Raw genomic sequence first — 22,457 nt, 5'->3', positions numbered from 1 at the left:
GAGTCAAGCAGGAAATCGGTCCTGGGGTCCAAGGGCCTGCACGCTCGAACGCCGCACGAGGCGGGTGGACAGTTCGACGCGCGGACTCTCGACGGTCTCGCCGTGGATCAGCCGGACGAGCGTGCGTGCCGCCAGCGTGCCCATGCCTGACAGGGGCTGGCGGATCGTCGTGAGGGGAGGGGAGGCCCAGCCGGCCTCCGGGAGGTCGTCGAAGCCGATCACGCTGAGATCGTCGGGAATGCGCAGGCCCTGCTGCCGGGCGGCCTCGTAGACCCCGAGGGCCATCTGGTCGCTGGCCGCGAAGATCGCCGTCGGGCGGTCGTGGAGGGCGAGGAGCGCCCGCCCGGCGTCGAAGCCGGAGGCGTAGTCGAAGTCCCCGCCGTGCACGAGCTCCGGGTCGACGGCGATCCCGGCGGCTTCGAGCCCGGCCCGATACCCGTCGAGGCGAGCGCGGCTGCACCAGATCCCCGGGCGGCCGGCCACGAAGCCGATGCGGCGGTGGTTCTGCTGGATCAGGTACTCCGTCGCATTCACCGCGCCCGTCCAGTTCGTCGCGCCGATGGTCGGCACGTCGAGATCCGGCACACCCGCAGGGTCGATGACCACCACGGGGAGGTGCAGTCGCTGGAGCTCGGCGTGGAGGAAGGAGTCGAGGTCCGTGGTGACGAGGATGGCGCCGTCGCTCGCCCGCGCGCTCAAGGTATCGAGCCACTTGCGGGTCGAGTCCGCGCTACCGCGGCGATGGATCGCGGAGACGACCACCGAGAGCCCCTCCGCATTGAGGGCTTCCTCCACGCCTCGGATGATCTCCACGGCCCACGGGCTGTCCAGGTCGTTGAACACGAGGTCCACGAGTCCGGCCGGGGCCGCCTGCGCGGACCCGCGGCGCCGGTACCCGTACTCACGCAGGAGCGTCTCGACCCGCTCCCGCGTGGCGGGCGCGACGTCGGAGCGACCGTTGAGGACGCGCGAGACGGTGGGGACCGACACCCCGGCAGCCGATGCGATCGAGGAGATCGTCACCGCGGGCTCCCTGTTGTCCTGCACGTCGTCCTCCTGTACGCGGGGAGCGGCCACTCTGCGCCCCCGACACAATTTCCTCTGCACCCTTGACCTCGGCGGTGCTGTGTTCCTAACCTACAGCAACGGTATTTCCGGAAACTTCCGGAACCTTACCGGAAACGCGACGGGCCACAGCCGGAAGGCAGTCGAACCCCGAGCACCAGTTCCGCCTCACGTACCTCAAAGGAGAGCTCATGAAGGTTCGCACCTCCCTCGCCGCCGCGGTTCTCGCGTCGGCCATCCTCCTGCCGTCCGCGGCTCCGACCCTCGCCGCACCGCCGGCACCCCGACCGCCGGGAATCGAGAAGCAGGACACCCTGCGGTGGGTGGCTCCGAAGGATCTCAGGATCGGCTCCGCCGTCGCCGGCGGCGGCCACCACGAGACCCAGGCCTACCCGGACCCGTTCACCTACGACCAGCCCTACCGTGAGCGCCTCGCCGCGGAATTCAACTCCGTGTCGCCGGAGAACCAGCTCAAGTGGGAGTTCGTCCACCCGGAGCAGGACACGTACCGCTTCGCCGAGATGGACGCCATCGTGCAGTTCGCTCAAGCCAACAAGCAGGTGGTCCGCGGGCACACGCTCTTCTGGCACAGCCAGAACCCGGAGTGGCTCGAGGAAGGCGACTTCACCAAGGAGGAGCTGCGGGCCATCCTGAAGGACCACATCCAGACGGTGGTCGGCCGCTACGCGGGCAAGATCCAGCAGTGGGATGTGGCCAACGAGATCTTCAACGACAACGGGACCCTGCGGACCACGGACAACATCTGGATCCGCGAACTGGGCCCCGACATCATCGCCGATGCCTTCCGCTGGGCCCACGAGGCCGACCCCAAGGCCAAGCTGTTCTTCAACGACTACGGGGTGGAGGGCCTCAACGCGAAGAGCAACGCCTATCTCGAGCTCATCCCGCGGCTGCAGGCACAGGGCGTGCCGATCGACGGATTCGCCATCCAGGGGCACCTCAGCACCCGGTACGGCTTCCCGGGCGATCTCCGGGCCAACCTCCAGCGCTTCGACGACCTGGGGCTGGAGACAGCGATCACCGAGATCGACGTGCGCATGGACGTCGTCGCCGGTACCGAACCCACGGCCGCGCAGCTGGCGCAGCAGGCGAGCTACTACCAGCGCGCCCTCGAAGCCTGCGTGGCGGTGGACGAGTGCAATTCCTTCACGATCTGGGGCTTCACGGACACCTACTCGTGGGTCCCCGTGTTCTTCAGTGGCGAGGGGGAGGCCACGGTCATGGAGGAGGACTTCACCCGGAAGCCCGCCTACTACGCGCTCCAGACGACGCTCGAGCAGGCGTCACCCGGGCGCGGCAACCGGTAGAGCGACGGATCGGCAGGGCGGGCGCGGAGGGGGACCGCGCCCGTCCTGCCCCGTCGCCGCCACCCGTCGCCGACCGCATCACCGGTTCCAAGCGGCACCACCTCTGCACCACCCACGCATCACCCCCCCCCACCGGCTGCACCCAGCGGCCTGGTCCGCGCCTCCGTGCGCGGACACCCGACGAAGGAGAACCATGAGACAACGACGTCTGATCGCAGGAGCGACGGCGTTCGGCCTGATCACCGGAGCCGGCGCCCTCGCGCTGCCGTCCGTGCAGGCCGCCGAGCCCGAGGAGCCGATCGTGCTCCTCAACGAGGATTTCGAGGACGGCGATCTCAGCCCCCTCGTACAGAACGGCGGAGCCACCCTGTCCGTCGTCGACGCCGACGGGGACAAGGCACTCCTCGTGCAGGGCCGCGCCAACGACTACGACGGCATCAAGACCCCGGCGAACCTCCTGCGGGCGGGCGGTGCATACACCTTCTCCGCCCAGGTCCGGCTGGCCGCCCCTGCGGGGACGACGACGTCGGCGCGCTTCGTCGTCGAACCCGCCTACACCTGGGTCGGCAACACCACAGTCTCCGCCGACACCTGGACCACGGTGAGCGGGACCTTCGCTGCACCGGCCGGTGCCGACCCCGCGACCCTGCGGGCCTACCTCGGAACGGGAGACCTCGGTGGACCGTACGACTACCTCGTGGACGACGTCGTGATCAGCGGCACGGCGGCCCCGGCCGACGGCGGCGCGTGGCAGCCCACGCCGGATCCCACCTTCGTGCTCGGTGGCGCGAGCGCACCGACGGCCACGCCGTCATCCGCGGCTCGTGGCACGGGCGACGTGGCCGCCCTGACCTTCGACGACGGACCCAACCCCGGGGAGACCGGCGCCGTCCTCGATCTCCTCCGAGACCGTGGCATCACGGCGACCTTCTGCATCATCGGGCAGAATGTCCAGGCTGCCGGGGGTGCCGAGCTCCTGCAGCGGATCGTCGCCGAGGGGCACACGCTGTGCAACCACGGCACGTCCTACGCCGACATGGGCTCATGGTCCAGGGACGAGGTCGAGACGGACCTCAAGGAGAATCTCCGCATCATCCGCGACGCGCTCGGCAACCCGGAGCAGCAGGTGCCCTACTTCAGGGCTCCGAACGGGAGCTGGGGCGCAACCGGCGAGGTCGCTGCAGCGCTCGGCATGCAGCCGCTGGGCCTCGGCAACGTCATCTTCGACTGGGACGGCAACGACCTCAGCGAGGAGACCCTGACCGCGAACCTCCGCAAGGCCTTCACACCCGGTGCCGTGGTCCTCGCCCACGACGGCGGCGGCGACCGCTCGAACACCGTCAAGGCGGTCGCGACGGTCGTCACCGAGAAGCTCGCCGAGGGCTGGACCTTCACCCTCCCACGGGGAGGCGCGGCCGACGGCGCAACGGCCGGCATCACGAGCGGTTTCGAGACCGGCGTCGACGGCTGGACCGCCAGGGGCGACGGCGTCTCGGTCGCCCTGAGCGCCGACGCCCGTACAGGCTCCGGCAGCCTGCTCGTCACGAACCGCACGCAGCCATGGCACGGGGCGGCCCTCGACGTCACGGACGGATTGCCCGTCGGGACCGCGGTGGCGGTCTCGGTGTGGGCGAAGCTTGCTCCGGGCCAGTCCCCCGCATCGCTCAAGGTGTCCGTGCAGCGTGACAACGGCGGCGGGAGCGCCTACGACGGCGTCGCCGGCGCCGGGGCGTCCGTCACCTCCGACGCGTGGGTGCAGCTGAAGGGCACCTACACGCTCGCGGCTGCCGCGGACCGCGCGCAGATCTACGTCGAAGGCCCTGTCGGGGTGGACTTCCTGCTCGACGACGTCAGCGTCGCGCCCATCGTGGAGACGCCCATCCAGAACGACGTGCCCGCGCTGCAGGACGTCCTCGGGAAGCAGGGCATCGAGCACGTGGGTGTGGCCATCGACGCACGGGAGACCGTGGGCACGGCGGCGGACCTCCTCCGCAAGCACTACAACGCCTTCACCCCCGAGAACGCCGGCAAGCCCGAGAGCGTCCAGCCCGTGGAGGGCCAGTTCGCCTTCACGCAGCTCGACCAGCTGCTCGACTTCGCGGACGCGAACGGCATCGAGGTGTACGGTCACGTGCTCGCCTGGCACTCCCAGACCCCGGCGTGGTTCTTCCGCGACGGCGAGCGCGATCTCACGGACAGCCCGGCGGACCAGGCATTGCTGAAGGCACGCATGGAAGCGCACATCAAGGGGATCGCCGACCACATCGACGCGCGCTATCCGAATGGTGACAGTCCCATCTGGGCCTGGGACGTGGTGAACGAGGTGATCGCCGACGGCGACACGGACAACCCGCACGACATGCGTGACAGCCGGTGGTTCCAGGTCCTCGGTGAGGGCTTCGTCGACGAGGCCTTCCGCCTCGCCGATAGGTACTTCCCCGACGCGGCGCTGTTCATCAACGACTACAACACCGAGATGCCCGAGAAGCGGGCCGACTACCTCAGCCTCATCGCGGCACTGCAGGCGAGGGCGGTGCCGATCGACGGCGTGGGGCACCAGGCGCACGTGGATGTCGCCCGCCCCGTGCAGTGGCTCGAGGACTCCATCGAGGGCGTCGAGGCCCTTGACCCCACGCTCCTCCAGGCCATCACCGAGCTCGACGTCAACGCCTCGACCGAGAACCAGGGTGCAGACGTCAGTGGTACGCCGACCGATCCCTACAGCCCGGCGTTCGAGAACGACGCCGACGCCGCGGCGGAGGTCGGCTACTACTACCGGGACCTGTTCGCGATGCTCACCGAGCATGGCGACGCGGTGGAGTCGGTGACCTTCTGGGGCATCAGCAACGCACGTACCTGGCTGCGCACCTGGCCGATGGCCCGTCCGTGGGAGCAGCCCCTTCCGTTCGACGACGACCTGCAGGTCACCCCGGCCTACTGGGGCATCGTCGATCCGTCCCGGCTGCCGGCGCGCCCCGCCGATGTCCTGCCGCCGCGCATCGCGGACGCCGCGGACGTCGCGGCGGTCTCGAACGGCGTGAGCGGCGCGAAGGTGGCGTACTCACTGCCCTCGGCCATCGACACGCTCGACGGCGTGGTGCCGCTCGACTGCCTGCCGGCGTCGGGCACGCGATTCAGGATCGGTACCACCACGGTGACCTGCACCGCGACCGACGAGGCCGGGAACACCCGGACCAGCACGTTCGACGTCGTGGTCACGCGGAAGCAGCACGGCAAGCCCTGACTCCGTCCACGGAAGAGCGAAGCCCCCGTCCTCCTCGAAGAGGGCGGGGGCTTCGCTCCGGGCGGGCCGCGGAAGCATCGGCCTCAGGAGGCGTAGGAGCCGAGCATCCGGACGGAGCCGCCGTCCACGCCCTTGGCGCCCTGGACGTAGTCGGGGCCGTCGGTGCTCGCACCGCTCGCGGCCTGCACGCTGCCCATGACCCACGAGGGCACACCGGCAGCGTTCAGCTGCGCGAGGGCGGAGTCGGCGCCGGACGCGTCGACGATCGCAAGCATCCCGACGCCGAGATTCAGGGTGCGTTCGAGGTCCGGCAGGGGCACGGAGCCGAGCTGGGCGACGAGAGTGAAGATGGCGGGCAGTTCCCAGGTGGAACGGTCCACCGTGGCTTCGAGGCCGCGGGGCAGCACGCGCGCGAGGTTGGCAGCAAGGCCGCCGCCCGTGACATGGCTGAAGCCGTGCACCCTCGCCGATTCGCTGCGCGCCAGGGCAAGGCAATCCGCGGCATAGATGCGCGTGGGTTCCAGCAGTTCCTCGCCGAGGGTACGGCCGAGCTCCGAAACCTGGCGGTCGAGCGCCCAGCCCGCCTGGTTGATCACGCGGCGTACCAGGGAGTACCCGTTCGAGTGCAGGCCCGAGGAGGCCATGCCGATGACGACGTCCCCCGCACGGACGCGCTCGGGGCCGAGGACCCGATCGGCCTCGACGACACCGGTCGCGGCACCGGCGACGTCGTACTCGTGCTCGCCGAGCAAACCCGGGTGCTCGGCCGTCTCGCCGCCTACCAGAGCGGTGCCGGCGAGGGAGCAGCCGGCCGCGATGCCGCGGACGATATCCGCGATCCGCTCCGGGACCACCTTGCCGCAGGCGATGTAGTCGGTCATGAACAGCGGCTCGGCGCCCACCACCACGATGTCGTCCACGACCATGCCCACGAGGTCGAACCCGATGGTGTCGTGGATGTCCATGGCCTGCGCGATCGCCACCTTGGTGCCCACGCCGTCCGTCGACGTCGCCAGTAGCGGCCGCGTGTACGTGAGGAGCCGGGACACGTCGAAGAGCCCGGCGAATCCGCCGACCCCGCCGATGACCTGCTCGCCGTGCGTGGCCCGGACGGCGTCCTTCATGAGCTCGACGGCGCGGTCACCGGCCTCGACATCCACTCCTGCGGCGGCGTACGTGATGGGGCTGGTGGCGGTCATACCCGTTCCTTCTTGTCTTCGGCTGTCAGGACGGATTCGAACTCGGCGTCCGGGCCGGGATCGCACCCGGTGGCGCCCGCCTTGTCGGCGGGGTCCAGCCGCTCCAGCAGATTCTTGCCGAGGCGGTCGTCGTCGGGCAGTTCGATGGGATAGGTCCCGGTGAAGCACGCGGTGCAGAGGCGCTCGCGGGGCTGCTGGGTGGCATCGATCATGCCGTCCTCGGAGATGTAGGCGAGGCTGTCGGCGCCGATCGAGGCGCTGATCTCGTCGACCGCTGCACCGTTGGCGATCAGTTCGGCGCGTGAGGCGAAGTCGATTCCGTAGAAACACGGCCAGCGCACGGGGGGTGAGGAGATCTTGACGTGGACCTCGGCGGCCCCGGCCTCGCGGAGCATCCGGACCACGGCGCGCTGCGTGTTGCCGCGGACGATCGAATCGTCCACGACGATGATGCGCTTGCCGCGGATCACGGATTCGAGGGCGTTGAGCTTCAGCCGGATGCCGAGCTGACGCAACGTCTGGCTCGGCTGGATGAAGGTGCGGCCCACGTAGGCGTTCTTGACGAAGCCGTGGGCGAAGGGGATGCCGGACTCCTCCGCGAAGCCGACGGCCGCCGGGGTGCCGGATTCGGGGACGGGGATCACGATGTCTCCCGGGGCGGAGTTCTCGCGCGCCAACTGCCGGCCCATCTCCACGCGGGACTCGTAGACCGACCGGCCCGCGATCGCGGCGTCGGGCCGCGCGAGGTAGACGTACTCGAAGACGCAGCCGGCGGCGGTCGGGGTGGCGAAGCGGCTGCTGCGCACGCCGTCCTCGTCGATGGCGATGAACTCGCCGGGGTCGATCTCGCGGATGAAGCTCGCGCCCACGGTCGCGAGCGCCGCCTGCTCGGAGGCGACCACCCAGCCGCGCTCGAGCCGGCCGAGCACGAGGGGCCGGACGCCGTATGCGTCGCGCGCCGCGTAGAGCGTGCCCTCGTCCATGAAGACGAAGCAGAACGCGCCGCGGATACTCGGCAGGAGCTCCATGGCGGTCTGTTCGAGGGTGCGGCCGTCGTTGCCGCCGAGGAGGGCGGTGACCAGCGCGGTGTCGGTGGTGTTGCCCTGGGCCAGCTCGCCCGCGCGGGGCTTGCCGTGCCGTGCGAGCACCATCTGGTACAGCTCGGCGGAGTTGGTGAGATTGCCGTTGTGGGCGAGTGCCACGGTGCCGGCGGCGGTCGCACCGAGCGTCGGCTGCGCGTTGGCCCAGTGGGAGGACCCCGTGGTCGAGTACCGGCAGTGCCCGACGGCGATGTGTCCGGTCAGCGTGTTCAGCGTCGACTCGTCGAAGACCTGCGACACGAGGCCCATGTCCTTGTAGACGTTGATCCGGCGGCCGTCGCTGGTCGCGATACCGGCTGATTCCTGCCCCCGGTGCTGCAGCGCGTAGAGGCCGTAGTAGGTGAGCTTGGCGACCTCCTCACCGGGCGCCCAGACGCCGAAGACACCGCAGGCATCCTGTGGTCCTTTTTCGCCGGGAAGAAGATCGTGGGAGAGTTGTCCGTCGCCGCGCACCATGGCCACATTCTCTCACGGCGCGCAATGCCGCGGGTCCTAGCTCGAGCCTGCGAGCTTCCCGATCAGCCGCTCCATCCGGGCGAGTCCGACGAACCGTCCGGCGTTGTCCGTCACGAGCAGGGGTGAGAACCGTGAGGCCTGGTCGCGGGTGACCGAGCGGGCGAGCGCCTCGTCCACAGCGGTGTCGACATTGACGACCAGGCCCGGTGCGACGATACCCAGGCGCGCGGTGTCCTCGGTCAGGAGCGCGAGCGGTCTCTGCCCGTCCAGGAGGACGACGTCGGTGAGCTCCGGATCGGCGCGGAAGAGGCCGGCCGCCGCGGGAAGGGACACTGCGGTGGCCGCCGGCTCGACGACGCCCCGGACCGTCGACGCGGCGGCGTCGTGCGACCGCGTGGACAGGCGGAGCGCGAGATCGAGGTCGAGGCCCTGCCAGGGTGGTGCCGGCCGGCCCAGCAGGTAGCCCTGCACGAGCGGGACGCCGAGGGAGACGAGGGTGTCGAGTTCCTCGACGCGTTCGATCCCCTCCGCGAGGATCCAGGCGTCGACCCTGCTGGCGAAGAGGCCGATCATCTCCATCAGGGCGCGCTTGGCCTCGTCCGTGTCGATGTCACGGACCAGCTCCCGGTCCATCTTGATGATGGACGGACGGAGGCTGAGCAGGTGCTGCAGGCCCGCGTAGCCGGAACCGGCGTCGTCGATCGCGATCATGGCGCCGGCGGCGCGCAGGGCGTTCAGGTGCGGTTCCAGCTGCACGTAGGAATCGATCGGGGTCTGCTCGGTCAGCTCGACGACCACGCCGCCCAGGGGGCCCTGCTCCGCCCACACCCGGCGCACCACGGGTGAGGAGAGCAGGGCGGGGGAGACATTCACGGTGAGGAAGCAGTTCCCCGGAAGGGTGCTGCGGTGGGCGAAGGCGCAGCGGAGGGCCGCTGCCTCCAGGTCGGCAGCGCGCCCTGCACGACGTGCGCGGGCGAACCACACCTCGGGGTTCTGCTCGCTGTAGCCGGGGAAGCGGAGGAGGGCCTCATAGCCCACCACCGAACCGCGGGCGGTGTCGATGATGGGCTGGTAGGCGGAGGCGATCCCCCTGCCGAGGCATGCGGCGGAGAGCTCGGTGTCCTCCCGCGTGTCCTCGCCCGGGTTCGGGTCATCCACCTGGGGTGGCTCAGACGGCGACGATGCTGCCGCGGACGGCGCTCGCGAGGTCCGGCGTGAGCTCCGTCAGGCCGTGCGACGATGCGGCGTGCCGGCTCACCTCCACCAGGATCTCGTCCTCGGTGCTGCAGACCCAGCGCGAGTCACAGCCGGGTACTACGTCTCCACATGCAAATGCCTTCACGGCACAATCCTTCTTTCGGGTCGACAGTCCCCCATCGGGTTGTACTGTCGGCAGCCCGCGGGCCGGTGTAAGGCACTCACCGGGTGGAGCGTGGCGGACCGCTCAGGCGTCGTCGTTGAGGCGCTGCGCGCGCGCCCGTTCGGCGCGCCTGACGCTGCGCCGGTCGATGAGCAGGACGAGGAGGGCTGCCAGCAGCGCCCCGGGCAGGGCGAGGGCCACGGTGAAGAAGCCGAGCACCGACTCGCGTGTGAGGGTGGGGTCCACCGGGCCGGTGTACGCGATGACGAGGGCGGCGAGGAATCCGAGGATCGCGCCGACCGCCATGAACGGCACGAACTTCGGTGCCCTGCGGACCGTCACCTCGCGGTAGGCGGACGAGGAGTCGGCGCGGTCGTCGGACGCGGACGGTTCCGGGGACTGCGACGGCTGCGCGGGCGTGCTGTTCGGCGTGGGCTCCTCGGAGGTCATGGGTTTAAGGCTACCGGGCCTCAGCCTTGCCGCTGGACGAGCTGGTAGCCGGCCTCGTCGAACACCAGCGCGTAGTCCGTCCCCGGATACCGCTGTTCCGCGTGGGCCTCGGCGTCACCCGGCCTGACGGGACCCCAGCTCCAGTCGTCGGCGTCCACGATCAGGTAGTCCGGTGCCGGATTGACGTTGCCCAGCCAGTACACCCGCGTGTCCGGCACGAGATAGGCCATCAGCACGACCCCGGATTCGACCGTCGCTTCGTGGGGGATGAGGTCCATCATGCGGTGCGCGGCATCCCAGCGCTCCGACTGGCGGTAGGTGGCGGGTTCGGCGAGAGGTGCTAATTTCTGCGTGGGCAGCAGGACGAGGGACGCCGCCACCGCAGCCGGAACCCCGATGAGCGCGACGCGTCGGCTCCAGGCGCGCCGGCTACCGCGGAGGGAACGCACGGCGTCGAGCAGTGACAGGAAGAGCACCGGCATGAGCACCGCGCTGTAATGCCATTCGGGCCCCCAGTAGCTCTCCTGTCCGGAGGCGAAACGCCAGAGCAGCGTGGGCAGCAGGACCAGGGCCAGCGAGGACCGCAGGAACAGGAATCCGCCCGCGATCAGGAGCAGCAGCAGCGTCTCGTGCTTGGCCGTCCCGGAGACGAGGTCGACGACGGCGCCCGCCGGGTCCGTGATCATCGCCCCGACGTCGATGCGGTCCGAGTAGTCGTACTGTCCTGCCGCGTTGAGTGCGGGGAGGACCAGGCGCACCGAGACGATCAGCCACAGCGCCCCCCAGACGGACAGCCACAGCCCTGCGACCGTGCGGAGCCGCCACGCGATGACGAGCCCCAGCATCATCACGGTGAGCCCCAGATCCTCCTTGACGAAGACCAGTAGCCCGCCCCACAGGACCGCGGGAAGGACGCGACGCCGCAGCACGGCTTCACCACTCAGTGCCAGGAGGGGGACGGCGAAGGCGATCTCGTGGAACTGAGCGGCCACGGCGGACTGCAGCCCCCAGGAGAGCGCGTAGGCGATTCCGACGCAGAGCCCGGCAGCGGGGGAGAGGAGGCGCATGCCCGCTCGGGAGACCACGGCCACGGACAGCCCGAAGAGGACGTTCTGCACGATCAGGAGGGTGAGGCCCGACGGCGCGAGCGCGTACGCCGGTCCCAGGAGCACCAGTAGGGGGTGGAAGTGGTCGCCCAGCAGGTTGAAATCCTCGCCCTTGATCGGCACGATCGGCGCCCCGGGGGCGGCATAGGCCTTCGCGAGCTGCGTGAAGATCCCGAGGTCCCACGACGGCGAGACGAGCTGGTTCCACTGGGTGACGGAGAAGATCGTGTAGAGGAGCGTGGCCAGGAGACCCGCGAGCCAGGCAGCGGGAGGCTGCTGGCGGAGCGAGGCGACGACGGGACCGTGCAGGGAGCCGAGGCGGCTTTCAGGGCCCGCGGCCGTTGGCTCGTCCCCGGGGGTCTCGGGTGCCGTCGCCGGGCCGGGCTCGGCCCTTCCCGCCGGGCGGTGCTCACCGGTGTTCATGGGTGTCGTCCGAGGAGCGGGAGCCAGGCGCTGAGGTCTGCACGCTGCCCGGAGGCGGCCACCCTCCCGGCGCGGACGGCCTCCGGCCAGCTGATCGAACCGTCCACGAGGCCGAGCCAGGTGGCCGCGTCCATCTCGACGACGTTCGGCGGTGTGCCCCGCGTGTGGCGGGGGCCCTCCACGCACTGCGTCACACCGAACGGCGGGACGCGCACCTCGACACTGTTGCCGGGCGCACGTTCGGCGAGCTCCTCGAGAGCGAAGCGGACGGCCATGGCGAGGTCCGCCCGGCCTGCCGAACCGGCCGCGACGGACTCCAGGGCCTGGCGTCCGTCCTCTGACGTGATGCGTCGTCGAGCCATGACCCGGCCTAGTCGAGCAGGGACATGACGGGCGTGGCGAGCCGCAGGCTGCCGACCGGGCGGCCGCCGCCGAGGACCGGCTGCACCACTTTCTCCAGCACGGGCCCCACTTTCTCGGCGTCGATGGCGCCGGACGCGGCGAACAGGGTGAGACCCACGAGGGTCGCCGCGCGGTTGTTCCCGTCGAGGACCTTGAGGGCCAGCGAGGCGCCGGTCCGGGCGCCGAGCACGAGGACGCCCTCGGCGCCGCTCTTCGCGACCACGCCCAGGTCCTCCATGACCACCGAGTTCTCCATGCCGGTGCCATGGACGGCCCACGGGTAGTCGAGCATCGCCGTGGCGATCGTCGCCGCGCGCGCATCGGCGTGCTTGTCCGACGGCGCCCGCGACACCTTGCCGATTCCGCGCGCGAGGCCCGTGAGGGACACGGCGGCAACGGGGGCGCCGCAGCCGTCCACGCCCCAGGCCGCCACGGACTCCTCCGTGTACTCCTCGATGACGGAGGCCACCGAGCGCTGGAGCGGGTGGGAGGGCTCCAGATAGGTGTCGGTGTCCCACCCGTTCTCGGTGCAGGCCCAGAGGAAGGCGGCGTGCTTGCCGGAGCAGTTGAACGCGATGCGCTGTTTGCCCCGCCCGCTGCGCACGAGGTCGTTGCGCGCTTCCTCGTCCTGCGGCCAGTCCTCGGGGCACTGCAGGTGGTCCTCGGTCACCCCGGCTGCCTCGAGCATGGTGCGCACCACGTCCATGTGGGCGTTGCTCGCGACATGGCTCGCGGCTGCGAGGGCCACCTGCGGTCCGCGCAGCGGGACGCCGGCCTTCATGCTCGCCAGCGCCTGGAACGGCTTGAGGGTGGACCGCGGGAAGATCGGGCTGCTGATGTCGCCGAGTTCCGTCACGACGGAGCCGTCCGCGGCGAGCACGACGGCGGCGCCCACGTGGCGGGACTCGATGAATCCATTGCGTTCGAGGACGGCGAAGTCCACGGCGTCAGCCGTGGTGAAGGTGGAGGGCATGATCCCAGTATTCCCTATCGGTCCGGTCGGCCGGCGGACGGTGCGGGTCGCAGCTGCGCCCACCGGAGGGACGGTTCATCCGGTGGGCGCAGGCCGGTGCGGCGCCGCCGGGCGCCGCGGGTTCGCGGGCTTCCGTGCCGGAGCCACGGACCTCCCTACTTCACGGTGAACTGCACCGACTGCCAGCCCGAGGCGCCGTCCGGAACGGTGTCGGCGCGCTCTTCGGTCTGGAGTCCGTCCACCGCGTCGGTGGCCCTCGACCGGACGGTGTGCAGGCCGGACTCGAGGGAGAGTTCGTGGGACCACTGCCGCCAGGTGTCCACGGACGCCTCGGCTGCGAGGGTCACTTCCTCCCAGTCGCCGTTGTCCACGGAGACCTCCACCTTCGTGATGCCGCGGTGCTGCGACCAGGCGGTGCCACCGATCATCACGGTTCCTGCCTCGAGGCTCGCGAACGACTGCGGGACCTCGACGCGGGCCATGGTCTTGATGGGGCCCTTCTCCGCCCAGCCGCGGTCGGTCCAGTAGGCCGTCCTGTCCGCGAATCGCGTGACCTCCAGATCGACGACCCATTTCGTCGCCGAGACGTATCCGTAGAGTCCCGGCACCACCATGCGGACGGGGAATCCATGCTCCACGGGCAGCGGCTCCCCGTTCATGGCCACCGCCAGCATGGCGTCGCGTTCGTCCTGCAGCACGGGCAGGGGGGTGGAGGCGCTGAAGCCGTCGGAACTCGTCGAGAGCACCATGTCGGCGCCGTCGAGCGGTCGGGCACGGGCCAGGACCTCCCGCAGGGGGTAGCCCAGCCACTTCGCATTGCCGGCGAGGTAACCGCCCACGGGATTGGAGACGCAGGTCAGGGTGACATGGCGCTCGATCAGATCCGCGTCCAGGAGGTCGCGGAAGCTGAGCTCGAACTCCTCCTCCACCATGCCGTGCACGCGCAGCACCCAGTCGTCGGCGGTGAGTTGCGGAACGCTCAGGGCCGTATCGATCCGGTAGAAGTCGTCGTTCGGGGTCACGAACGGGGTGAGGCCCGGGACGGGGGGATGCACACCGGCGGGAAGGGCGGGGGCCGGGCTGGCAGGGGCCGGGAACGCCAGGCTGTCCCGGACGGCCGCGATGTTGTTGCGCGCGCCCGCCAGGAGGCGGCCGCCGCCCGCAGCGACGGCGGCGACCACCGCGGTGACCCCGACCGCTGCGAAGAAGCCGCGCCGCGAGGTGCCGGCGGACGGCAGGGACGCTGCAGTGGCACCTTCCCGCTCGTTGCCGTCCTGCCCGGTCGCGGCGTCGTCCTTCTCCGTGACGGTGACGCCTGTCGCTCCGCGTCCGCCGGTAGCAGCAGTCATCGCCGTCGTCGCGGTGGAAGCCCCGGCGGGATCACCCACAGCGGTGCGGCGGAGGCGGGCGATGAGGACGCGGAGAGCCAGCAGGCCGGCCGCGGTGCCGACGATCGTGGGCAGGGCATCCGGCAGGGAGCTGCCGGCGCGCGTGAGGACGCTGGCCAGGATGATCGCGCCCATGAGCAGCACGCCCGCGACGCCGAGCACCCACCTCCGGAACGCCACGATCCCGAGGACCGCGGCGAGCAGGGCGATGGTGATGCCCATCCCCACGAGCAGGGCCAGCTTGTCATTGGTGCCGAACGTCTCGATCGCGAAGTCCTTCATCCACGGCGGGGTGAAGTCGATGAAGGTCGACCCCAGCGCGATCACCGGGGTGGCGCTGGCACGGAAGAACGCGCCGGCGAGTTCTGCGATTCCGAGCACCACTCCGGCGGCGATGATGCCGGCAAGGGCGGCGAGGGCGGAGAGGCCGCGGCGGGGCTTGGTGGAGGAGCTCATGGCAGGTATTCGGAGAGCGCGCCGACCTGTATGGGTAGCCGCCCGGCGTAACAGGGACCGCGCACTACGGTGGCGGGGACCCCTCCAGTACGCTGTCCTACTGTGAAGGTTCTAGTGCTGGGCCCCGGCGGCCGCGAACACGCTCTTGTCCGGGCCATGCTGGCCGATCCGTTCGTCCGGGAGGTGCACGCAGCTCCCGGCAACGCCGGGATCGCGGACGACGTCACCACGCACGAGATCGACGCCCAGGACCCGGCGGTGGTCACCGACCTCGCCCGGCGCCTGGGCTCGGACCTCGTGGTCATCGGGCCGGAAGCGCCCCTCGCGGCCGGCGTGGCCGACGCCCTGATCGAGGCAGGCATCCCCGTGTTCGGTCCGACGAGGGCCGCGGCGCAGCTCGAGGCCTCCAAAGCCTTCGCCAAGCAGATCATGGCCGCCGCCGGGGTCCCCACCGCGATGGCCCGCGTGGCCGCGAACGACGACGAGGCGCGCGAGGCCCTCTGCACGTTCGGGGCACCCTACGTGGTCAAGGACGACGGGCTCGCCGCAGGCAAGGGCGTCGTGGTCACCGAGGACCTCGACGAGGCGCGCGCCCACGCCGCCGCATGCTTCGCGGCCGGTGGCACAGTGGTCATCGAGGAGTACCTCGACGGACCCGAGGTCTCCCTGTTCGTGCTCTCCGACGGACACACGGTGGTGCCGCTCGCCCCGGCCCAGGATTTCAAGCGCATCTCGGACGGCGACCAGGGCCCCAACACGGGAGGCATGGGTGCGTACTCACCCCTCGAGTGGGTTCCCGCAAGCCTCGTGGAGGAGGTCGTCACCCGGGTGGCGCAGCCCGTGATCGACGAGATGACCCACCGCGGCACGCCGTTCGCGGGCGTCCTCTACGTCGGCCTCGCGCTCACCTCGCGCGGCATGCGGGTCATCGAGTTCAACGCGCGCTTCGGGGACCCGGAGACGCAGGCCGTCCTCGCCCGGCTCACGACGCCGCTGGGCGGCGTGCTCCTCGCTGCTGCGAAGGGGACCCTCGACCAGATCGACCAGCTGAACTGGTCGCCGAAGACCGCCGTCGCCGTCGTCCTCGCCTCCGAGAACTACCCCGATGCACCGGTCACGGGCCGGCGGGTCCGGGGCCTCAAGAAGGCCGGCCGGGTGGAGGGCGCGCACGTCCTGCATGCCGGGACCACGCAGCGGGACGGCAAGGTGGTCAGTTCCGGCGGGCGCGTGCTCGCCGTCGTCGGGCTGGGGGACTCCCTCGACGCGGCGCGCTCCACGGCGTACGAGAGCCTCTCCCTGATCGACCTCGAGGGTGGGCAGTACCGCACGGACATCGCGCTCAAGGCCTCCCGCGCCGAGGTCACGGTCACCGGTCCCGCGGCGGCCACGGCGTGAGCTCCTTCGCCCCTACCCACCTCGAGCTTCCGGGCTGGCGCCATGTCTACTCCGGCAAGGTCCGCGACCTGTACGAGCCGGAGGACGGCCGCGACGACGTCGTCCTGGTGGTCGCCAGTGACCGCATCAGCGCCTTCGACCACGTGCTCGCCACCGAGATCCCCGACAAGGGGCGCGTGCTGACACAGCTGAGCCTCTGGTGGTTCGAGCGGTTGGGTGGCATCCCGAACCACGTTCTCGCTGCCGACGCCGCCGGGGGAGTGCCGGCGGCGGTCGAGGGCCGGGCGATGATCTGCCGCAGGCTCGTCATGTACCCGATCGAGTGCATTGCCCGCGGCTACCTCACCGGCAGCGGCCTGATCGAGTACCGGGACTCGCGCACGGTGTGCGCCCTGCCCCTGCCCGAGGGCCTGGTGGACGGTTCCCGGCTGGAACCCGCACTGTTCACGCCGTCGGCCAAGGCCGAGGTCGGCGAGCACGACGAGAACATCACCTACGACGCCGTCGTCATGACCGTGGGTGACGACGCCGCGGCCGAGCTGCGCGCCCTCACCCTCGACATCTACATGCGGGCCGAGGCGATCGCCCGGGAGCGCGGCATCATCCTCGCCGACACCAAGGTGGAATTCGGGCTCGATCCGTCCACCGGCGCCATCACGCTGGGCGACGAGGTCCTCACCCCCGACTCCTCGCGCTTCTGGGACGCGGCCCTCTACGCCCCCGGGCAGGCGCAGCCCTCGTTCGACAAGCAGTTCGTGCGCGACTGGCTGACGTCGGACGCCTCCGGGTGGGACCGCTCCGCCGCGCCGCCGGCACTGCCGGACGACGTCGTCGAGCGCACCCGTGCCCGGTACATCGAGGCGTACGAGCGCCTGACCGGCCGCACGTTCGCCTGACCCGGCGACGGGTCCCGGCGGATCCCGATGCCATGCCATGCGAGGCGTGGCGACGGGGACGATGACGGCGACCCGCGCGTTGTCCGCAGTGGCACGGCATCCGTTTCCCGAACTCCGCCGGCCGACGGCCCTTCCCGGCCGTGGTACACGATGACGGGCCGCCCACCGGGCGGCCAGGACACATTCGACACAGCGCGGTGCGGAACGTCCCCGGATCGCCCGTCCGCGCGGAACACTCGAGGAGCACCGTGAACACCTCCCCTTCCATCTCCAGCACCACGCGCCGCAGGGCACTCGCCCGGGCCGCCGTCGCGGCGGTCGCCACCGGGGTCCTGCTCGCGCCCGCTGCAGGCGCGGTCGCAGCACCCCCCGCAGGTTCCCAGGCCCCGACTGCCGCCGCCGGCCGGCAGGGTGCGTTCATCCCGCTGCCGGGCGCCGGCGGCGCGGAGGGCATCGCCGCAGGCAAGGGCAGCACCTTCTACGCGGGAGACCTGAGCGACGGTGACATCTACCGCGGCGACATCCGGCGGGGCACGGCCGACGTCTTCATCGACGCCCCGGACGGCAGGGTCGCCGTCGGGCTCAAGGCCGATGTCAGGAACGACCTGCTGTTCGTCTCGGGCGGTCTCACCGGCCAGGCCTACGTCTACGACACGCGGACCGGTGAATCCGTCGCGGAGCTCCAACTGGCCACCGGTGACGCGTTCATCAACGACGTCACCCTGACGAAGGACGGCGCCTACTTCACCAACTCGCGCAGCGCCGAGCTGTACTTCGTGCCCGTGGGCCCGCGCGGAGCCCTCGGGGACGTCGAGACCATTGCGCTGTCGGGCCCCGCGGCCCTCGTGACCGCGGGATTCAACCTGAACGGCATCACGTCCGTGGACGGCGGCCGGACGCTGATCGTGGCGCACTCGGCCAACCAGGCGCTCTACACGGTGGACCCGGAGACCGGCGTCAGTGCGGTGATCGCCACCGAGGCGCTGCCGAACGTCGACGGCATCCTCGCCCGGGGCGGCACGGTGTACGCGGTGCAGAACAGGATCAACCAGGTGAGCCGGATCGACCTGTCGGCGGACCGCACGAGCGGAGACGTGGAAGACGTCATCACGAGCCCGCTGTTCGAGGTGCCCACCACGGTGGCGCTGTTCGGCAACACCCTGGCCCTCGCGAATGCGAAGTTCGGTGCGGTGGACCCGGGCGGCTTCGAAGTGGTGACGGCGCCGGCCCGCTAGTCGGATCGTGATCAGGTCCTGATACGCGGAAGGCCCGCTGGTCTCCCAGCGGGCCTTCCGCCTATCTCCGGTCGGGGTGACAGGATTTGAACCTGCGACCTCGTCGTCCCGAACGACGCGCGCTACCAAGCTGCGCCACACCCCGGTGCCGCCGACGCGAGGATGGACCTCCCGAACAGCAACTGTCCAAGAATAGCGGAGGATCAGCGGCGAGGAAAACCGGACCGTCAGCTGCCGCCGGCGTCAGACGAGCGAGTCCTTCCACGCCGCGTGCAGCGTCGCGAACCGGCCCGTCCCGCCGATGAGCTGGGCCGGTGTGCCGTCCTCCACCACGCGCCCGTCATGCACCACGAGCACGCGGTCCGCGATCGCGACGGTGGACAGCCGGTGGGCGATGATGAGCGCCGTCCTGTTCCCGAGCAGCTTCTGGAGCCCCTCCTGCACGAGGCGCTCGCTCGGGATGTCGAGGGACGACGTCGCCTCGTCGAGGATCAGGACCGCCGGGTCGGCGAGGAAGGCGCGCGCGAAGCTGATGAGCTGCCGCTGCCCGGCCGAGACGCGGCCGCCACGCTTGTTCACGTCCGTGTCGAAGCCCTCGGGGAGTTCGAGGATGAACTGCTCGGCACCGACGGCGCGTGCCGCCGCCATGATCTCGTCGCGACCCGCGTCGGGCTTGCCGAGGGCGATGTTGTCGGCCACCGAGCCGCTGAACAGGAAGGCCTCCTGCGTGACCATGACGACGGCACGCCGCAGATCGGTCGGCGCCAGCTCACGGAGGTCGACGCCGTCGAGCGTGAGCCGGCCCTCGGAGACGTCGTAGAAGCGGGCGATCAGTTTGGCCAGGGTGGACTTCCCGGCGCCCGTCTGTCCGACCAGGGCGATGGTCTGGCCCGCCTGGATGGACAGGTCCAGGGTGGGCAGCACGACCGGTCCGGTGCCGTAGCGGAACTGGACGTCGTGGAACGCGATGGCACCGCGTGGATGCGGGAGGGGCACGGGGTTCTTCGGGGGCCGTACCGTGGGGACCTCCTCGAGCAGGCCCGAGACCTTCTCGAGGGCGGCGGACGCCGACTGGAACGAGTTGTAGAACATCGCCATCTGGTCCACCGGCTGGAAGAAGCGCTTGCTGTACAGGAGGAGGGCGAGGAGCGCGCCGACCTCGAGGGTGCCGCCGAGGACGCGGAAGCCGCCGAACACCAGCACGACGGCGACCGTCACGTTGCCGATGAGCACCAGTCCGGGCTGGAAGACACCGTTGAGGTTGATGGAGCGCACGGTGACCGTCCGGTAGTCCTCCGCCAGCTCGTCGTACCGGCGGGCGTTGACCGTCTCGCGGCGGAAGGCCTTCACGGCGCGGATGCCCGTCATGGTCTCGATGAAGTGGACGATCAGTTTCGCCGAGACGACGCGCGACTCGCGGTAGGCGATCTGCGAGTGCTTCTGGTACCACCGGGCCAGCAGGAACATGGGCACCGCTGCGGCGAGGATCAGGAACCCGGTTCGCCAGTCGAGCGCGAAGATGGTGGCCGCGGTGAAGAGCATGAAGACGGCCCCGGACGCGAGCGAGCTGACCCCCGAGTCGAGGAGCTCGCGCAGCGCCTCGAGGTCGGAGGTCTGGCGGGAGATGATGCGCCCCGACGTGTACTTCTCGTGGAATTCGAGGCTCAGGCGCTGCGTGTGCCGGAAGACCCGCACCCGCAGGTCCAGGAGCATGGCCTGGCTCAGCTGTGCCGTCGCCCGCAGGTAGCCGGCCGTGAGGACGGAGGCGAGGACCGCCGCGAGGAGATAGGTGCCACCGGCAACCCAGAGCAGCAGCGGGTTCCCGGCGATCAGGGCGGGGAGGGCCCGGTCGATGCCGAACGCGATGATGGCGGGCCCGGCCACGCGGGCCGCCTGGGAGACGACCACGAGCAGGACGGTCCAGGCGAACTGCCGACGGTTCGGGCGGATGAGGGAGCCCAGCAGCCGGAAGGACCGCGAGCGCACAGACTTGCTCTGCGCGCGGTCGAGCAGGACGTCGTCCTCGTTGAGCACGCCCGCGGAGGTGGACCCGCCGGGCTTGCGGTCCTCCGGTGTGTCACCGGCGGCTGTGGTGGTGCGGCTCATGCGAGTGCCCCCTCGTCGTCGAGCGCCGGCTGGACCGCACGGCCGAGCTGTGCGATCTCCTCGTCGTCCAGGCTCGCGATCACGTAGCGGTAGTGATCGTTGCGGGCCAGGAGCTCGGAGTGCGTCCCGACATCGGCGATCCGGCCGTCCTGCATGAGGGCCACGCAATCGGCGAGAGCCACCGTCGAGGGGCGGTGCGCGACGATGAGCGTGGTCGTCGACGTGAGCATGGACCGCAGGCCCACCTCCACCCGCTCCTCGGTGGCGACGTCGAGGGCGGACAGGGGATCGTCGAGGACCAGGACCGTCGGCTGCGCGGCGATGGCCCGCGCGAGCGCGATGCGTTGGCGCTGGCCACCCGAGAGGCTGAGGCCCTCCTCTCCGATCAGGGTGTCCAGTCCTTCGGGGAGCTCGAAGGCGAAGTGTGCCTGCGCCACGTCCAGCGCCTCCTCGAGCAGGCGGTCGGCCTCGGCGCCCGTGGCATCCGAGCCCATCAGGACGTTGTCGCGGACGGACGTGGAGAACAGGGTGGTGTCCTCGAAGGCGACGGCGACGAGGCTGCGCAGATCCTCGAGGCTGAAGCTGCGCAGGTCCACGCCGTCGATCGTGATGGCTCCGCCCGTGACGTCGTAGAGGCGCGGGACCAGCTGGAGCAGGGTGCTCTTCCCGCACCCGGTGACGCCCACCAGTGCCATGGTCTCGCCCGCCCTGAGTCGCAGGTCGATGCCGTCGAGGACGTCGTCGGCGTCGGCCTGCGCATCGGGGTAGCGGAAATGGACGTCCCCGAATACGACATCGCCCCGCGGTGCATCGAGGTGCACCGGGGCTGCGGCGTCGGTGATGGTGTTCTCCGCCTCCATCACCTCGTAGTGCCGGTCGATTGCGGTCTTCGCGGTGAAGGTCATGGCGAGCAGGGGCCCGATGAACTCGACCGGCCCGGCGACGGCGGCTGCCGTGGCGAAGAACGCGACCAGTGCCCCGATGGAGACGTCACCGCTCGCCGCGAGGGTCACCCCGACCACGAGCGATGCGCCGAGGGCCAGTTCGGGCAGGAGGGTCACGATCATCGAGAAGTTCGCGAGGGACCTCGCCTTGTGGATCTCGGTCCGGCGGAGCTCCTCCGCCTGCTCCTCGAAGTCCTCGAGGGCTTCACGGCTGCGGCCGAAGGCCTTCAACACGCGGATGCCGTGGACAGATTCCTCCACCGTGGTCGCGAGATCGCCGGCCTGGTCCTGGCTTTTGCGCGACACGCGGCTGTACGAGGTGCGGAAGCGGTAGCCGTAGATGATGAGGGGCACGGCGGCCGCGACGAAGATCAGCGCGAGGGCCCAGCTGGTGAAGAACATGATGGTCACGCCCATGACGACCGTCAGCGAGGTCACCACGAGCATGATGAGGCCGAACGCCATCCACCGCCGCATGAGGTTGAGATCGCTCATGGCGCGCGAGAGCAGTTGGCCACTACCCCAGCGGTCGTGGAACTCGACCGTCAGGTTCTGGAGGTGACGGTAGAAGGAGGTCCGCATCTTCGTCTCGACCGTCGTCGCCGGCGTGATGACGAACTGGCGGCGCAGCGCCACGAAGGTGGCTTCCAGGACGCCGAGGAGCAGGACGACGCCGGAGGCCACCCACACGGTGCGCGCCGATCCGCCCTCGGCCAGGGCGTCATTGATGAGGACGCGCAGGACCTGGGGGATGGCCAGCGCCATGACACTGGCGCCGAGCGCGCAGAGAAGACCGAGAACCAGCCGGGGAATGATGGGCCTCACGTGCGGGTAGAGCCGTCCGAGCGATTGCCACAGCGTGTTCTGGTTCGTCATGCCATCTCTTCGGTGATCGATGGTTGTTCGTGTCCCTCAGCAACCATCCTAGGTC

The 22,457-nt window shown here is 70.4% G+C and carries 17 protein-coding genes and 1 tRNA gene; 5 read left to right on the top strand and 13 right to left on the bottom strand.

The features are described from left to right. Positions 1-3: 3 nt before the first annotated feature. Complete coding sequence (locus FJV46_RS07860) at positions 4-1,047, bottom strand: LacI family DNA-binding transcriptional regulator (RefSeq protein WP_087028687.1); 1,044 nt, start codon at positions 1,045-1,047, stop codon at positions 4-6. 209 nt (positions 1,048-1,256) lie between these two features. Here FJV46_RS07860 and FJV46_RS07855 point away from each other — a divergent pair, with 209 nt between their 5' ends. Together FJV46_RS07855 and FJV46_RS07850 are read left to right on the top strand one after the other, a co-directional pair. Next, on the top strand, positions 1,257-2,393 hold the full coding sequence (locus FJV46_RS07855; RefSeq protein ID WP_087028376.1) for an endo-1,4-beta-xylanase: 1,137 nt from the start codon (positions 1,257-1,259) through the stop codon (positions 2,391-2,393). A gap of 193 nt (positions 2,394-2,586) precedes the next feature. Continuing rightward, on the top strand, positions 2,587-5,637 hold the full coding sequence (locus tag FJV46_RS07850; protein ID WP_087028374.1) for an endo-1,4-beta-xylanase: 3,051 nt from the start codon (positions 2,587-2,589) through the stop codon (positions 5,635-5,637). 83 nt (positions 5,638-5,720) lie between these two features. Here the strand turns inward: FJV46_RS07850 and purM are convergent, their stop codons facing one another. The 9 genes from purM to FJV46_RS07805 form a co-directional block, all read right to left on the bottom strand. After that, positions 5,721-6,836, bottom strand: coding sequence for a phosphoribosylformylglycinamidine cyclo-ligase (gene purM / locus FJV46_RS07845; RefSeq protein ID WP_087028372.1), 1,116 nt, complete (start codon positions 6,834-6,836; stop codon positions 5,721-5,723). Next, positions 6,833-8,392, bottom strand: coding sequence for an amidophosphoribosyltransferase (gene purF / locus FJV46_RS07840; protein ID WP_087028370.1), 1,560 nt, complete (start codon positions 8,390-8,392; stop codon positions 6,833-6,835). Before purF ends, purM begins: the two co-directional genes overlap by 4 nt. A 36-nt stretch (positions 8,393-8,428) precedes the next feature. Further along, entirely contained in the window at positions 8,429-9,550 is a 1,122-nt protein-coding gene (locus tag FJV46_RS07835; RefSeq protein WP_087028369.1) for an EAL domain-containing protein, read from the bottom strand. A 10-nt stretch (positions 9,551-9,560) separates the two neighbouring features. Next, a complete protein-coding gene (locus FJV46_RS07830; RefSeq protein ID WP_087028367.1) occupies positions 9,561-9,734 on the bottom strand; it encodes a DUF1059 domain-containing protein in 174 nt (57 codons plus the stop codon). Between the two features lie 102 nt (positions 9,735-9,836). Further along, positions 9,837-10,202 (bottom strand): hypothetical protein, encoded by a 366-nt coding sequence (locus tag FJV46_RS07825; protein WP_232008495.1) that lies wholly within the window; start codon positions 10,200-10,202, stop codon positions 9,837-9,839. 20 nt (positions 10,203-10,222) lie between these two features. After that, entirely contained in the window at positions 10,223-11,731 is a 1,509-nt protein-coding gene (locus FJV46_RS07820; RefSeq protein WP_087028366.1) for a DUF2079 domain-containing protein, read from the bottom strand. After that, complete coding sequence (locus FJV46_RS07815) at positions 11,728-12,093, bottom strand: sterol carrier family protein (RefSeq protein WP_087028364.1); 366 nt, start codon at positions 12,091-12,093, stop codon at positions 11,728-11,730. Before FJV46_RS07815 ends, FJV46_RS07820 begins: the two co-directional genes overlap by 4 nt. Before the next feature lie 8 nt (positions 12,094-12,101). After that, positions 12,102-13,106, bottom strand: coding sequence for an asparaginase (locus FJV46_RS07810; RefSeq protein WP_087028363.1), 1,005 nt, complete (start codon positions 13,104-13,106; stop codon positions 12,102-12,104). 155 nt (positions 13,107-13,261) lie between these two features. Next, positions 13,262-14,950 carry a molybdopterin-dependent oxidoreductase gene (locus tag FJV46_RS07805; protein ID WP_087028361.1) on the bottom strand — a complete coding sequence of 563 codons (1,689 nt, stop codon included), beginning with the start codon at positions 14,948-14,950 and terminating at the stop codon, positions 13,262-13,264. A gap of 102 nt (positions 14,951-15,052) precedes the next feature. Between FJV46_RS07805 and purD the strand changes: the two genes are divergently transcribed. From purD to FJV46_RS07790, 3 genes are all read left to right on the top strand, one after another. Continuing rightward, positions 15,053-16,345 (top strand): phosphoribosylamine--glycine ligase, encoded by a 1,293-nt coding sequence (gene purD, locus FJV46_RS07800; RefSeq protein ID WP_087028359.1) that lies wholly within the window; start codon positions 15,053-15,055, stop codon positions 16,343-16,345. Continuing rightward, a complete protein-coding gene (locus FJV46_RS07795) occupies positions 16,342-17,241 on the top strand; it encodes a phosphoribosylaminoimidazolesuccinocarboxamide synthase (protein ID WP_087028358.1) in 900 nt (299 codons plus the stop codon). The genes purD and FJV46_RS07795 overlap by 4 nt, the downstream gene beginning before the upstream one ends. A gap of 248 nt (positions 17,242-17,489) precedes the next feature. Next, the gene (locus tag FJV46_RS07790; RefSeq protein WP_232008493.1) at positions 17,490-18,476 is read left to right on the top strand and encodes an NHL repeat-containing protein; all 987 of its coding nucleotides are present in this window, start codon (positions 17,490-17,492) and stop codon (positions 18,474-18,476) included. A gap of 71 nt (positions 18,477-18,547) precedes the next feature. Here FJV46_RS07790 and FJV46_RS07785 read toward each other — a convergent pair. The 3 genes from FJV46_RS07785 to FJV46_RS07775 all read right to left on the bottom strand — a co-directional run bounded on the left by FJV46_RS07785 (position 18,548) and on the right by FJV46_RS07775 (position 22,402). Then, positions 18,548-18,621: transfer RNA gene (locus FJV46_RS07785), tRNA-Pro, on the bottom strand. Positions 18,622-18,719: 98 nt separating this feature from the next. Next, a complete protein-coding gene (locus FJV46_RS07780; RefSeq protein ID WP_087028356.1) occupies positions 18,720-20,582 on the bottom strand; it encodes an ABC transporter ATP-binding protein in 1,863 nt (620 codons plus the stop codon). After that, the gene (locus FJV46_RS07775) at positions 20,579-22,402 is read right to left on the bottom strand and encodes an ABC transporter ATP-binding protein (protein WP_087028354.1); all 1,824 of its coding nucleotides are present in this window, start codon (positions 22,400-22,402) and stop codon (positions 20,579-20,581) included. Before FJV46_RS07775 ends, FJV46_RS07780 begins: the two co-directional genes overlap by 4 nt. Positions 22,403-22,457 lie beyond the last annotated feature (55 nt).

Origin of the sequence: Arthrobacter agilis (assembly GCF_006494655.1) — a bacterium.
Lineage (GTDB): Bacteria > Actinomycetota > Actinomycetes > Actinomycetales > Micrococcaceae > Arthrobacter_D > Arthrobacter_D agilis.
Note: the sequence above shows the minus strand (reverse complement) of the source record. Positions and strands in the feature narration are given on the sequence as shown.